The organism is Collimonas arenae, from assembly GCF_001584165.1.
GTDB lineage: Bacteria > Pseudomonadota > Gammaproteobacteria > Burkholderiales > Burkholderiaceae_D > Collimonas > Collimonas arenae.
Map to the genome: position 1 here is coordinate 2,082,831 of NZ_CP013233.1, position 12,901 is coordinate 2,095,731.

Consider the following 12,901-nt stretch of genomic DNA (forward strand, 5'->3'; position numbering starts at 1 on the left):
ATGACGACTCTTGTTGCCGGACCAAGCTTGACAGCCAGCGGCGACCTCTCCTTTACCGCCGGACTGGCGGACGGCAGGAAGCAGCAGTTTCAGATGTCGAAGGCAGTTTTATATGAGTATTTTGGCGCCAAGGACGGTTCAGCAACTGAATTGATTTGCGCTTTCGGTTACGGTGTTGATCGCATTCTTGATGTCGCTGAAAGTAAGCATTGCCGGGATACCGATGGACTGATTTTGATCGAGTGTTCCGATTTTCAATAGCGCTTGGAAGGGCTGCCCTTCGTGATCGCTTAATTCGCATTTTGTATCATCCTGCACAGAAACGCCCCTCCCGATTCCCCGATTCCCCAGACTGCCAGTCTCACCGAGGTTAACGCATCGACATTTTTGGGTGCGTGTATAAATTTCCACATGGAAATAAAAAACACAAGTCAATCAACATAAACGCGCGCATAATAAATTGCCGTGTAGAAATAAATGTAGATATTGCAATCTAATGCGCGACTGAGTATGTGAATGCTGCAAGCGGATGATCCGTTCCATGAGCGGGTCGATGACAAAGCACATATATGGAGGGGGCATTATGGGCAAAGAGCAATCCACCCGGAGATCGCTATCAATTGTCTCTGTTGCAGTAATGGCAATGATCTCGGGTTGCGGTGGTGGTGGAGGAGGTAGCAGCAATCCAAATCCAGCTTCCCCGGTCACCCCAAGCATCCCGCCGACAACCAGTCCTCCTACACCCAGCAGCAGTGGCAATTCTGCCTCTGTGATACCTCCGGTAGTGTCGGCGCTACTGAATGTTGCAGATCCCAGCAATGCCGGCGCCGCACGTGCGCAAGGCTACACCGGCGCTGGCGTCACCGTCGGCGTGATCGACACAGACTTCCAGGTTGATAGCACGCAGCTGGCCGGGCGCATCGTCAAGACGGTGTACAGTCCAAACGGTGCCAACGGCAATACCCACGGCACCGAGGTGGCGGAAGTATTGGCAGGCAGCACGCTTGGTGTTGCGCCCGGGGTGTTCATACAAGGCGCTGCCGCCGGCATCAGCGGCGACAACCTGTTGATCAATAGCCAGATGTATCAGGATCTGTTCACCAAGGGTGTGCGCATATTCAATCAGTCGAGTGGCATCAGTGCCAACGGCGCCACGATATCGCAAGCACAAGGGCTGTACAACCTGTACCAGCCGTATGTCGCTCAGAAGGGCTTGTTCATCTGGTCGACCGGCAATGACGGCAGCAGTCAACCCACTCTGAACGCCAACCTGCCGACGCTCTTTGCCGACTTGCAAACCGGCTGGATCGCCGTCACCGCCGTCAATGGTGCCGGCGGCAGCAGCGGTTATGCAGCCAGCGACACCGTACCTGGTGTGATCTCCAGCTACGCCAACCGTTGCGGCCTGGCCGCCAACTGGTGTCTGGCCGCAGCAGGTGATTTCGTCTCCAATGTCGCCGGCGGCCGCGTCTATGGCACTTCGTTCGCCGCGCCGGCCGTCACCGCCGCCGCTGCCATGGTGCAGCAAGCTTATCCCTGGATGAATGCGGACCTGATCCGCCAGACCATCCTGTCGACCGCCACCGACATGCACGATACGGCCACCTACGGCTGGGGCCTGCTCAATGCCAGCAAGGCCGTCAACGGTCCGGCGCTGTTTGATCGGCGGCTGGCGTTGGGGCCGACGGTTACTATCAATTTCGACAACGCCGCGTCGACATTCAAGAACGATATCGGCGGCGATGCCGGCCTTAGCAAGGGCGGCAGCGGCCAACTGACGCTGGCCGGCAACAACACCTATTCGGGCGACAGCACGATCCAGGGCGGCAGCCTGAACATCACCGGTTCGGTGGCCTCCAATGTCAACGTCAGCGCACTCGGTAACCTGGCCGGCGCCGGTGGCCGCATCCACGGCAACGTCCTCAACAGCGGCCGGGTCAGCAACAGCGGCGCCGGCTTGAGCATCGACGGCAATTACGTCGCAACGCCCAATGCGGTGCTGGCCAATCAACTGAACAGCACCTTGACAGTGGGCGGCAATGCCGTGCTCGGCAATTCGCATCTGGTCGCCACCACGCCGGGTGGCACGACTGATCCGTCTGGCTATGTCACCCAGCAGGTGGGGGTGACCGGCAAAGTGATCACGGCGGCGGGCGGTGTCAGCGGCCAATTCGCCGACCTCAGCTTCGAGGCCGATGGCGTCAGCTTTGCGCCAGGCGTGTTCATCGCCGCGACATTGCAATATCAACCCAAGGAAGTCGACCTGCACATCGCCCGCACCAATGTCGCGGCGCTGGCCACCGCCAGCTTTGGCGCAGACGCCACCCGCAACAACGCCGGGCAGAATCTGGAGGCGGCATTGCAGGCGGCTGACCAGATGGTCGCCAGCGGCAATACCGGCGGCGCCAACGGCCAGTTCCTGGCCAGTGCTTCGGCCTTGCAGAAGACCGCCAGCATCGCTGCCGCCGCACAGACCCTCGATAGCCTGTCAGGCCAGGTGCATGCCTCGGCGCAGGCACTGACGTTCCAGCAATCGCAGGCGATCAACCGTGATCTGGGCAACCGCTTGTCGGCGCTGGGCAGCCAGGCCGACAGTCATGATGGCACGGGTCTGTGGGTCAGCGCGCTGGGGGCATCCGGCAAGCTCAGCGAGGACGGTTTTGCCACTGGCGACACCACGCTGTGGGGCGGGCAGTTCGGTGTCGACACCCATCTCGGCAGCAACACCATCGTCGGTGCCGCGCTGGCGTATTCGGATGGTCGGGCCAGTTTCGACCGCCTGGGCGGCCAATCGAAGAGCCACAATACCGGCGTCTCGCTGTACGGCCGGCAAGCCCTCGGCACCAACGGCTGGTATTTGTCCGGCCGTGCTGGCGTCGCCAGCGTCGACAGTACGGTGACGCGCGATGCGCTGATCGGCAATACGGTCCAGAGCCTGAATGCCGGACACACCGATCAGATCTGGTCGTTCTATGGCGAAAGCGGCTATGTGCTGCCGTTATCGGACAGCACCCGCTTGACGCCTTACGCAGGGCTGTCATACGACCGTCTCAAGCGCGGCGGCTTCACCGAGAACGGCGGCGCATTCGGTTTGACGGCGGACAGCCAGGCGTACCGGCAGACTGCGGCGCTGCTGGGATTGCGTGGCGATGCGGCATTTCAATGGTCGGGCGGGCGCAGCGTGTTGCAGGGCTACGCAGCGTGGCAACATGCGTTCACCGATGGCAGCCTGGATTTCAAGGCGGCCTTTGTGGGCGCGCCGGCGGCTGGCTTCACGGTGCAGGGGATTGGTTTGGCGCGCAATTCCGGCTGGGTCGGACTGGGTTTGAGCACCGATGTCGACAAGCGCTGGGGCTGGTATCTCAACTACGACCTGCAGTTCGGCAGGGGCGGGATGGGGAACAATGTGGTGGCGCTGGGGTTGCGCTTCAAGCTGGACTAAATCGGATCACGACTGTCATCGACAGAAAACTGTTTCAGTCTGCCGAAGCAGTACCGCATCCGTCGATGGCAGCCGTTTTGGTGGCGGCGTGTCCGGTAATTACATCGTATTGCCGGCTACGGTATCGTCCTGGCTAGGCAGCGACGGCGGTGCTTCGGCTTCCATTGCCGGGGCCGGTTTCATGACGCGCTTCTTTCCCATCAGGCCGAGGTCTGCTCCGGTAATGCCGTATTCGTTCATCTTGGCCTTGATCTCGGCAATGACACCGGCGATTTCCGCCTGGCGCAATTCTTCCGCTTGCTTTCTCAACTGTTCGATTTGTGCTTGCAGTTCTTTATAGGTGGTCATTTCTGTTGCTTTCTCTCTGCGGTTTGGACGCGCAAGTATACCGTAAGCGAGGATTTGCATGGATTGCGCCATTGCCGCTGGATTGATACACACTGTTGCAAACATTACTGAATTGTATCGGCCATTTTTCCTGCGCTTCCTATAGTGAATACAGGGAGATGGAACCTGTTGCCGTGTTGCTGGCGGTACGTAAGGTAAAAGGTGCAGCCATGAAGAAGTCGATGATATTGTTGTGTGCGGAAGTCGCGCTGATACTGGCTTCGGTCAGCGGTGCTGCATTGGCTCAGCACGGAGGATTCCACGGTGGGCACGGTGGTTTTCATGGCGGCTTTCATGGAGGTGCAGCCGGCATGCAAGCCGGTAGCGGTTCCCACTTCTATGCGCGCCACGGATTCCGGCGATTCCGCGATTTTCGCGGATTTGGCTTGTTCGTCGTAGGCGGTCCTTTATTCTGGTCGCCGTACTATTACGATCCAGCATATTTTTATCCGGACGGTACTTTGTATATTGCACCTGACAGCAACTACAGCTTTTACTGCAATAACCCCGTCGGATATTATCCGGATGTGCCAAGTTGCCCCAGCGGCTGGTTGCGGGTAGTGCCGGCAGAGCCTTGACTGAAAAAAGACGATCGCTCCCAACGGTCGAGCCAGGCATGCGAACAAACGCTATCCATCGGATAGCGTTTGTTTTTGTGGTGCGACGACGTATCGCGCCAGGATGGGCGTCATATTTTTGCCAGACATCTTGCTGCCGATTAACAGGGCGCGTACCATGAAGCGGCAAATCATTCGACTTCCCATCTCGGAGAAATACATGTCAATTCACATGATTGAAGCGGTTCGTTTTAACGTTGCGGGTGATCGGGTTGAAGAAGTACGCTGGGGACGGGCAAAATCGAGGGACGACGGTTCTATCGGATGGGAACACAAGACTTCCGAGCAGGATGTCAGCCTGGTGGTAGATGCGCTGCACTTCGGTGATGAGGTTGCCACCGCATTTTCGGTGGATGGGAAAATAGTGCGCGGCCCCAGCATCGGCCTGGTGATTTACGAACATGGCATCGAGGGCATCGATATTGTCGATCGCTCTGGATCCGGGCGAACGCTGGCCGACCTGCCACGCTTCTAATTTTTCGCGGCCAGAAAGTCTGTAGCGCGGATTGGATCAAAAACTGGTGGCAGGCATTGAGGGGCGCGTCGCAGCGTTATCCGTTGGCGGCACTGCCTCGCCGTGGTTTTCGCGCCATTGCTGGCGTTGCCACTCTAATTCGCTCCATTGATCAGTACGTCGCTTGTCCCACTCATTCCGTTCGCGCCAGGTAAGCGGAGCGATAACGGTAGATGTCGGATGGAGCAATGGCGCCGGATGAAACACCGGGCCAAACAAGGGTGGCGGAGCAAAAGTTTGCGCTTGTCCGGCAATCACGTAACTTGGCAGGGCTGCGGCGACAATGCCAAGCAGCAATACCAACAGTATCTTCCTCATGTTGCCCCCGATTCATGTGAGCAAAAGCCTGCGGCGACCACGTCGCTTCCGCTTCATTCTAGGAAACAAAGCTCGTCGAAGCTAGGGCCTGTTGGCATTCAATTTGGGCTTGCCAACAGGCCCTATGGAAAATCGCTATGGTGAGGGTCGGTTGAGATAACGGGCGGTATCGAAGCAGCCGATAAGTTCTATGCTGATTGGCGTAGCATCACTGTCTTTCGACGTATTAGCATTGATGCTTGGCATGTTTCGGCATGACTACGCGAAGGCTTTTGCGTTTTTGGCATTTCGGGCCTAGGGTTTTAGGTAAGCAGCTATCCATGAAAGTCTACAATTTATCTTGTGAGCAACAGCATCGCTTCGAGGGTTGGTTTGCCTCGGAAGATGATTTTCTGTCGCAATCGGAACGGCAACAGATCAGTTGCCCGGTGTGCGACAGTCTGAAGGTAAGCAAACTGCCTTCCGCGCCTCATCTGAATCTGTCGAACTCTAGGGAAACTGCTTCCGTTACAGCGCGTGAGCAATCGGGAGCGCTGTCGGCGATGGCGCCGTTGCAGCAGCAACTGGCGGAAATGGTGCGTCAGGTAGTGGAAAACACCGAGGATGTTGGCGAGCGTTTCACAGAGGAGGCACGGCGTATTCACTACAATGAAGTGCCAGCATACGGGATTCGCGGCACTGCCTCTGCTGAGCAGCGAGAGGAGCTGGCGGAAGAGGGCATCGACGTTTTTCAACTGCCGATAGCATTGCCTGGCAAGCAATCGCTGCAATAAAAAACGGCCGGTGCTGACCGGCCGTTATCCTGTTATTCAGTCAAATTGCCTGTGAGCAGTCAACTGCGGTCGCGCAGGATGCGTGTCACGCCGCGGATACGGCGCACATTGCGCATCAGCCGCGCCAGGTGAACGCGGTCTTCCACCTGGATGGTGAAGATGAGTTGCGTCATCATCTGATCTTTGTCGTCATCCATGTTGACATAGATGATGTTGGCATCGGAATCGCCGATTTCCGCAGCAACCCGCGCTAGGATGCCCTTGTCGTTATGCACCAGCACCTTGATGCGGCAATCGAAACGACGATTCAGGTCCTCGCCCCACAGCACTTCGATCCAGCGGTCCGGATCTTTGTTGCGTTGACGCTTGGCGATATTGCAGTCTTCGGCGTGCACCACCAGGCCCTGATCGCGCTTGAGCTGGCCGACGATATGGTCGCCCGGAATCGGTTGACAGCATGGCGACAATTGCACCGAAATGCCTTCGCTGCCATATATGACCACCGGATCCATCTTGCTCGGGGCGCCGACGCTCTCCAGGTCGAGAAGCGGCGAGGCCAGCGGTTCGTTTTCCAGCAGGCCCATGATGTGGCGCGCCACCAGTGTCGCCATGCGTTTGCCGACGCCGATGTCGGCATAGATTTCATCGAGCGATTTGGCACTCGATTCATTCAACAGACGTTCGACCACCACTGGCGCCAGCGCCGGATTCAAGTTGAGCGACGCCAACGCCTGCGACAGCAGATGCTTGCCGAGTTCCAGCGACTCGCCGAGGTTGATGGTGCGCAGATAATGACGGATTGCCGAGCGCGCCTTGCCGGTACGTACGAAGCTGAGCCAGTTGGGGCTTGGGCGTGAGGTGGTCGAGGTGATGATCTCGACGATGTCGCCGTTGTGCAGTTCGGTGCGTAGCGGCGCGGGTTCATGGTTGATCTTGGCGGCGATAGTCTGGTCGCCGACATCGGTGTGGATGGTGTAGGCGAAATCGAGCGCGGTGGCCCCGCGAGGTAGCGCGATGATCTTCGATTTTGGCGTAAACACATAGACCGAATCGGGGAACAGGTCGACCTTGACGTGCTCCAGAAACTCGGCCGAATCACCGGTTTGCTTCTGAATATCGAGCAGCGATTGCAGCCACGCATGGGTGCGCTGCTGCAGGTCGCTCAGGTTGCCTTCTTCGTCCTTGTACAACCAGTGTGCCGCGACGCCGGATTCGGCGACGCGGTGCATGTCCTGGGTGCGGATCTGGAACTCCACAGGCGTGCCGTAGGGGCCGATCAGCGTAGTGTGCAGCGACTGGTAGCCGTTCAGCTTGGGAATGGCGATGTAGTCCTTGAACTTGCCTGGCATCGGCTTGTAAAGCGCATGCAGCGTACCGAGCGCCAGGTAGCAATTGGCGAAGGTGTCGACCACGATGCGGAAGCCGTAGACATCAAGCACCTGCGAAAAAGACAGGTGCTTGTTGTGCATTTTGCGATAGATGCCGAACAGGCTTTTCTCGCGGCCGTCAATCTGAGCATTGATGCCGGTTGCCGCCAGCGTAGTGCTGACCGATTCCAGGATTTTGCTGACCACTTCGCGGCGGTTGCCGCGCGCTGCCTTGACTGCCTTCGCCAAGGTGCGATGGCGCAGCGGGTACAGGTGCGAGAAGGCCAGTTCCTGCAGTTCGCGGTAGATGTTGTTGAGGCCAAGCCGATGCGCGATCGGGATGTAGACTTCCATCGTCTCGCGCGCGATGCGGCGTTTCTTTTCCGGCGCCATCACGCCCAGCGTGCGCATGTTGTGCAGGCGGTCGGCCAGCTTGACCAGGATCACGCGCACATCGCGCGCCATCGCCAGCAGCATCTTGCGGAAGTTTTCGGCCTGCGCTTCGATCTGGCTCTGGAATTCGATCTTGTCCAGTTTCGACAAGCCGTCAACCAGGGTCGCTACCGGTGCGCCGAAGCGCTCGATCAGCTCGTCCTTCTTGACGTCCTGATCTTCCATGACATCGTGCAGCAGGGCGGCCATGATGGCTTGCGCGTCGAGTTTCCAGTCGGCGCAGATTTCAGCGACGGCAATCGGGTGTGAAATATAAGGCTCGCCGGACTTCCGCATCTGACCGAGATGCATTTCATCGGAAAAGCGATACGCTTCCTTGACCTTCTTCAATTCCGTCGGGGTCAGGTACTCGGCAAGCTTGGTGGTCAGGTGGGTAATCGAGGCAACGCCGAATTGGGAGGCGGGCTGAGGGTCTGGCAAAGGAGGGGTATTAGCGGGTTTTCTGGCTGAGCGGGGGGATGCCGCCCGTTTTTTTGTGGTTGCAGCCGATGACATGCTTGAATCTGGAGATGTCAGGTTCATACTGGGTCGATGTCAGCCGCATGATGGTGAACTGATTGTTGGACGGAGTGCAGGATTCGCCAAGGCGCAACACATTGCTCCGTCCTCGATCAACTAATTAACCAGGTACTTTCTTCAGCATTTCAATACCGATCTTGCCGGCAGCGATTTCGCGCAGGGCGACAACGGTTGGCTTGTCCTTGGCGTCCACTTTGGCGGTGTGGCCTTGCAACAGCTGACGTGCGCGATAAGTCGCGGACAGCGTCAGTTGAAAGCGGTTAGGAATCTGTTTCAAACAATCTTCGATGGTGATGCGGGCCATATATTTCTCCAGAAATCGGTGCCTGTCAGGCATTGACTTAATATTAACTTAAGTTGGCGTGGATGCCCAGTTGGGCAAATAACGAGGCGTTGCACACTGCCTGCTGCGAAAAGCGGCAGCGAGTGGCTTTGACGATCGCTGTTAATTCCGACAGAGCAGTTGCAAACTCTTGATTAATAATAACATATTCAAACTCGGGGGCGTGCGCGATTTCGCCGCCGGCGGCAAGAATTCGGCGCGTAATTACTTGCGGTTCGTCCTGACCGCGTTTTTTCAGGCGGTCTTCCAGCGCGGCAATCGATGGCGGCAGGATGAAAATGCCGACCGCGTTGGGGAACTGTTTCTTGACCTGCTGCGCGCCTTGCCAATCGATCTCCAGCAGAACATCGGTGCCGGACTGCATCTGCTCGGCGATTGCCAGGCGCGATGTGCCGTAATAATTGGTGTGGACCTCTGCCCATTCCAGGAATTCGCCCTGTTTGTGGCGTGCACGGAAGTCTTCGACGGTTGTGAAGTGGTACTCGCGGCCATCTTGCTCACTGGGGCGCGGTGGCCGAGTGGTGTACGAGATCGACAGCTTGATGGCGGGTTCCTGTGCCAGCAGCGCGTTGACCAGCGTCGATTTGCCGGCACCGGAAGGTGCTACCACCATGAACAGGCTGCCGGACATCGGATGTTCGTCGGGCATCGCCGAACTGTTTTGCAGATCGGTCGACGGGGACGTTGAAAGTGGAGGTGTCATAACAATTGAATGGGTTGCAAGCGGAATAAGGCCAATTATCGCCATATTGACGACGGGCCTGCCAGGCATTTCCTGCGCATTGGCGTAAGACCGATATTGTATCAGTGTGGCAATAAGGATGCAGTGCGCATTTGTATCATTTGTATGTGCGTCCAAGCCGACTTGTATATTGGCTGGGTGATAACGAACATGCGAGTCATGTAGTAGAGTAACGGGCTTTCGAAAACAATGCATTCGGCACGCTGTTTTTGAACCTGTAATCATGCATTAAAGACAAGGGAATGCGTCATGGCGATCAAATTACGGCAAGAGGAACAAAAGGATCTGATTGGCTCGATCCAGCGCTATTTCAAGGAAAACATGGAAGAGCCGATCGGCGACCTGAAGGCCGCCATGCTGCTCGATTTCTGCGTCAAGGTAATCGGTCCCAGCATTTACAATCAAGCGGTAGCCGATGCCCAGGCGCATATGGAAGCCAAGGTTGCCGATCTGACGGTGGAGTGCTACGAGGATGCGGCCGATTACTGGAAAAAGAAATAGAGTGACCGGCCCGATCATGCAAAGCTGACAGCGGCCTGCTTGCGGCGGCTATAATGTGAAAGACAGTAATTCGCGGCGGAGCCGCTCTTGCCTCGTGCATTTTCTTCGTTATCAGGCCCCATCGGTATTCGTAACCACAAAACCTCATCCAATCCTATGCAATATGTCTCGACTCGTGGCCACGCAGCCGCACAAAATTTTTCTGAAATCCTGCTTGGCGGCCTGGCTCCGGATGGCGGCTTGTACCTGCCAGCCGAATATCCGCAGGTGAGCGGCGCCGAGCTGGATGCTTGGCGCAGCCTGTCGTACGCCGATCTGGCGTTCGAAGTCCTGAAAAAATTTGCGACCGACGTGCCCGAGGCCGACTTGAAAGCGCTGGCGCACAAGACTTACACCGCGGAGGTATATCGCAACGCGCGTGCCGGCGAGGATGCCAGCCAGATCACGCCATTGCGCGTGCTGGAGGAAAGGGATGGCGGCAAGCTGCTGCTGCAAGCGTTGTCGAACGGCCCGACGCTGGCCTTCAAGGACATGGCGATGCAGTTGCTGGGCAACCTGTTTGAATACACGCTGGCCAAGCACGACGCCAAGCTGAATATTTTTGGCGCGACATCCGGTGACACCGGCAGCGCTGCCGAATACGCAATGCGCGGCAAGAAGGGTATCCGCGTCTTCATGTTGTCGCCGCACAAGAAAATGAGCGCCTTCCAGACCGCGCAAATGTTCAGCCTGCAAGACCCGAACATTTTCAATATCGCCGTCGAAGGCGTGTTCGACGATTGCCAAGACATGGTCAAGGCCGTCTCCAACGACCACGCATTCAAGGCTGCGCAGAAAATCGGCACCGTTAATTCGATCAACTGGGCGCGGGTGGTGGCGCAGGTGGTGTATTACTTCCGCGGCTACCTGAGTGCGACCACCAGCAACGACCAGAAAGTCTCGTTCACTGTTCCATCCGGTAATTTCGGCAATATCTGCGCCGGTCATATCGCGCGCATGATGGGCTTGCCGATCGACAAGCTGGTTGCCGCCACCAACGAGAACGACGTGCTCGACGAGTTCTTCCGTACCGGCATCTACCGGGTGCGCAAGGCGGCCGAGACTTACCACACCAGCAGCCCGAGCATGGATATCAGCAAGGCGTCCAATTTCGAGCGCTTTGTTCATGACCTGCTGGATGGCGATAGCGAACGCGTGCGCGCCTTGTTCCACAAAGTCGAGACCGAAGGTGGCTTCAGTCTGGCGGGCGGTGCGGGCAGCGATGGCGATGAATTCGCGAAGATCGGCCAGTTCGGCTTCCAGTCCGGTAAATCGACGCATCAGGATCGCCTCGATACCATCCGCGACGTGCAGACGCGCTATGGCATTACTATCGACACGCACACCGCCGATGGCGTCAAGGTGGCGCGTGAATACATGGCGCCCGGCGTGCCGATGATCGTGCTGGAAACGGCGTTGCCTGCCAAGTTCAACGAAACCATCCGCGAAGCGCTGGGGCACGATGCGGAGCGCCCGGCAGGTTTTGAAAACATTGAGGCGCTGCCGCAGCGCTTTGACGTGATGCCAGCGGATGTGGCTCAGGTCAAGCAATTCATCGCCACGCACACTGGCTTGTAACCGCTGAGTACCCACAGATCAACAAACCAAGAATGATGCAAAAACCACCGATGTTGGATGTCGCCGCGGCCTTGCAGGTGCTGCTGGCGACCGAGCGCCCGTTGCTGACGGGTGGCGCGATCGAACTGCTGCCGACGCTGGCCGCCAATGGGCGTATGCTGGCCGAGGCGCAAACGTCGCACTTGAATGTGCCGCCGGCCGACAATACGCAAATGGACGGTTACGCGGTGCGGGCGGTGGATTGCGCCAGTGGCGCTGCGCGGTTGCCGGTATCCCAGCGGATCCCGGCCGGACACGTCGGTGCGCCTTTGCAACCCGGCACTGCCGCCCGCATCTTTACCGGCGCGATGATCCCGGCCGGCGCCGATGCCGTGGTGATGCAGGAAATGTGCGAAGCCGATGGCGAAGCGGTGCTGGTCAAGCATGCGCCGGCAGTTGGCGAATGGGTGCGTCGCGCCGGCGAGGATATCCGCAACGGTAGCGTGATTCTCGCTGCGGGTACGCGCCTGCGGCCGCAGCACCTGGGGCTGGCGGCTTCCGTCGGACTGGAAAAACTGCCGGTGCTACGCAAGCTGCGGGTCGCGATGTTTTTCACCGGCGATGAACTGGCGATGCCCGGTGAACCACTGAAGCCGGGCGCAATCTACAACTCGAATCGCTTTGTATTGCGCGGTCTGCTGGAAAACCTGGGCTGTGCCATCACCGACTACGGCATCGTTCCGGATAATCTGCAAGCGACGCGCGAGGCCTTGCGTCTTGCGGCACAGGAGCATGACCTGATCCTGACGTCGGGCGGCGTATCGGTCGGCGAAGAAGATCACGTCAAGCCGGCGGTGGAAGCGGAAGGGCGCCTGAACATGTGGCAGATCGCCATGAAGCCGGGCAAACCGCTGGCTTTCGGCGAAGTGCATCGTGCCGCAGGCGGCACGGCTTTCTTTATCGGCTTGCCTGGCAATCCGGTGTCCAGCTTTGTCACGTTCCTGATTTTCGTGCGGCCGTTCATCCTGCATCAGCAGGGCGCTGCAGTCGACGCGTTGGCGCCGCAGACGATTCCTATGCGCGCCGATTTCAACTGGCCCAAAGCGGACCGCCGACGTGAATTCCTGCGTGTCAAGATCAATGCCGCCGGCGGACTGGATCTGTTTCCGCATCAAGGCTCCGGCGTGCTGACTTCCACCGTGTGGGGCGACGGCTTAGTCGACAATCCACCGGGAAAAACCATTGCCAATGGCGACATGTTGCACTTCTTGCCGTTTGCCGCGCTGACATGATAATGCGTGGGGAGCCCGCAACTGCGCAGGTTCTTGC

Annotated in this window: 13 protein-coding genes; 8 read left to right on the forward strand and 5 right to left on the reverse strand. The window is 58.1% G+C overall.

Going from position 1 to position 12,901, the window contains the following annotated elements; all coding sequences use genetic code 11:
* Positions 1 to 261 (forward strand): DUF1488 family protein, encoded by a 261-nt coding sequence (locus tag CAter10_RS09785; RefSeq protein ID WP_061533263.1) that lies wholly within the window; start codon positions 1 to 3, stop codon positions 259 to 261.
* Between the two features lie 376 nt (positions 262 to 637).
* Positions 638 to 3,442, forward strand: a complete 2,805-nt coding sequence (locus CAter10_RS09790) for an autotransporter serine protease (protein WP_231879255.1) — start codon at positions 638 to 640, stop codon at positions 3,440 to 3,442.
* 99 nt (positions 3,443 to 3,541) lie between these two features.
* On the opposite strand, the gene CAter10_RS09795 is transcribed toward CAter10_RS09790, so the two are convergent.
* Positions 3,542 to 3,790 carry an H-NS histone family protein gene (locus CAter10_RS09795; RefSeq protein WP_082798046.1) on the reverse strand — a complete coding sequence of 83 codons (249 nt, stop codon included), beginning with the start codon at positions 3,788 to 3,790 and terminating at the stop codon, positions 3,542 to 3,544.
* Between the two features lie 158 nt (positions 3,791 to 3,948).
* On the opposite strand from CAter10_RS09795, the gene CAter10_RS09800 reads away from it, so the two are divergent.
* Entirely contained in the window at positions 3,949 to 4,407 is a 459-nt protein-coding gene (locus tag CAter10_RS09800; protein ID WP_061533265.1) for a hypothetical protein, read from the forward strand.
* Between the two features lie 199 nt (positions 4,408 to 4,606).
* Positions 4,607 to 4,921 carry a hypothetical protein gene (locus tag CAter10_RS09805; RefSeq protein WP_061533266.1) on the forward strand — a complete coding sequence of 105 codons (315 nt, stop codon included), beginning with the start codon at positions 4,607 to 4,609 and terminating at the stop codon, positions 4,919 to 4,921.
* A gap of 36 nt (positions 4,922 to 4,957) precedes the next feature.
* Here CAter10_RS09805 and CAter10_RS09810 read toward each other — a convergent pair whose 3' ends face one another.
* Positions 4,958 to 5,278, reverse strand: coding sequence for a hypothetical protein (locus CAter10_RS09810; protein WP_061533267.1), 321 nt, complete (start codon positions 5,276 to 5,278; stop codon positions 4,958 to 4,960).
* A gap of 320 nt (positions 5,279 to 5,598) precedes the next feature.
* Between CAter10_RS09810 and CAter10_RS09815 the strand changes: the two genes are divergently transcribed.
* Complete coding sequence (locus CAter10_RS09815) at positions 5,599 to 6,051, forward strand: DUF1178 family protein (protein ID WP_061533268.1); 453 nt, start codon at positions 5,599 to 5,601, stop codon at positions 6,049 to 6,051.
* Between the two features lie 59 nt (positions 6,052 to 6,110).
* Here the strand turns inward: CAter10_RS09815 and CAter10_RS09820 are convergent, their stop codons facing one another.
* The 3 genes from CAter10_RS09820 to gmk all read right to left on the reverse strand — a co-directional run bounded on the left by CAter10_RS09820 (position 6,111) and on the right by gmk (position 9,382).
* Complete coding sequence (locus CAter10_RS09820; protein ID WP_061533269.1) at positions 6,111 to 8,393, reverse strand: RelA/SpoT family protein; 2,283 nt, start codon at positions 8,391 to 8,393, stop codon at positions 6,111 to 6,113.
* A 97-nt stretch (positions 8,394 to 8,490) separates the two neighbouring features.
* A complete protein-coding gene (gene rpoZ, locus CAter10_RS09825) occupies positions 8,491 to 8,694 on the reverse strand; it encodes a DNA-directed RNA polymerase subunit omega (protein ID WP_061533270.1) in 204 nt (67 codons plus the stop codon).
* A 43-nt stretch (positions 8,695 to 8,737) separates the two neighbouring features.
* Complete coding sequence (gene gmk / locus CAter10_RS09830; protein WP_061533271.1) at positions 8,738 to 9,382, reverse strand: guanylate kinase; 645 nt, start codon at positions 9,380 to 9,382, stop codon at positions 8,738 to 8,740.
* Positions 9,383 to 9,724: 342 nt separating this feature from the next.
* Between gmk and CAter10_RS09835 the strand changes: the two genes are divergently transcribed.
* The 3 genes from CAter10_RS09835 to CAter10_RS09845 all read left to right on the forward strand — a co-directional run bounded on the left by CAter10_RS09835 (position 9,725) and on the right by CAter10_RS09845 (position 12,864).
* Positions 9,725 to 9,976 carry a DUF2164 domain-containing protein gene (locus tag CAter10_RS09835; RefSeq protein WP_061533272.1) on the forward strand — a complete coding sequence of 84 codons (252 nt, stop codon included), beginning with the start codon at positions 9,725 to 9,727 and terminating at the stop codon, positions 9,974 to 9,976.
* A 156-nt stretch (positions 9,977 to 10,132) separates the two neighbouring features.
* A complete protein-coding gene (gene thrC / locus CAter10_RS09840) occupies positions 10,133 to 11,593 on the forward strand; it encodes a threonine synthase (protein ID WP_061533273.1) in 1,461 nt (486 codons plus the stop codon).
* A gap of 32 nt (positions 11,594 to 11,625) precedes the next feature.
* Positions 11,626 to 12,864 carry a molybdopterin molybdotransferase MoeA gene (locus CAter10_RS09845; protein WP_061533274.1) on the forward strand — a complete coding sequence of 413 codons (1,239 nt, stop codon included), beginning with the start codon at positions 11,626 to 11,628 and terminating at the stop codon, positions 12,862 to 12,864.
* Positions 12,865 to 12,901 lie beyond the last annotated feature (37 nt).

Coding starts and splice junctions, on each gene's coding strand:
- CAter10_RS09785 (WP_061533263.1), top strand. CDS start 1: ATGACGACTCTTGTTGCCGGACCAAGCTTGACAGCCAGCGGCGACCTC.
- CAter10_RS09790 (WP_231879255.1), top strand. CDS start 638: ATGGCAATGATCTCGGGTTGCGGTGGTGGTGGAGGAGGTAGCAGCAAT.
- CAter10_RS09795 (WP_082798046.1), bottom strand. CDS start 3,790: ATGACCACCTATAAAGAACTGCAAGCACAAATCGAACAGTTGAGAAAG.
- CAter10_RS09800 (WP_061533265.1), top strand. CDS start 3,949: ATGGAACCTGTTGCCGTGTTGCTGGCGGTACGTAAGGTAAAAGGTGCA.
- CAter10_RS09805 (WP_061533266.1), top strand. CDS start 4,607: ATGTCAATTCACATGATTGAAGCGGTTCGTTTTAACGTTGCGGGTGAT.
- CAter10_RS09810 (WP_061533267.1), bottom strand. CDS start 5,278: ATGAGGAAGATACTGTTGGTATTGCTGCTTGGCATTGTCGCCGCAGCC.
- CAter10_RS09815 (WP_061533268.1), top strand. CDS start 5,599: ATGAAAGTCTACAATTTATCTTGTGAGCAACAGCATCGCTTCGAGGGT.
- CAter10_RS09820 (WP_061533269.1), bottom strand. CDS start 8,393: ATGAACCTGACATCTCCAGATTCAAGCATGTCATCGGCTGCAACCACA.
- rpoZ (WP_061533270.1), bottom strand. CDS start 8,694: ATGGCCCGCATCACCATCGAAGATTGTTTGAAACAGATTCCTAACCGC.
- gmk (WP_061533271.1), bottom strand. CDS start 9,382: ATGCCCGACGAACATCCGATGTCCGGCAGCCTGTTCATGGTGGTAGCA.
- CAter10_RS09835 (WP_061533272.1), top strand. CDS start 9,725: ATGGCGATCAAATTACGGCAAGAGGAACAAAAGGATCTGATTGGCTCG.
- thrC (WP_061533273.1), top strand. CDS start 10,133: ATGCAATATGTCTCGACTCGTGGCCACGCAGCCGCACAAAATTTTTCT.
- CAter10_RS09845 (WP_061533274.1), top strand. CDS start 11,626: ATGATGCAAAAACCACCGATGTTGGATGTCGCCGCGGCCTTGCAGGTG.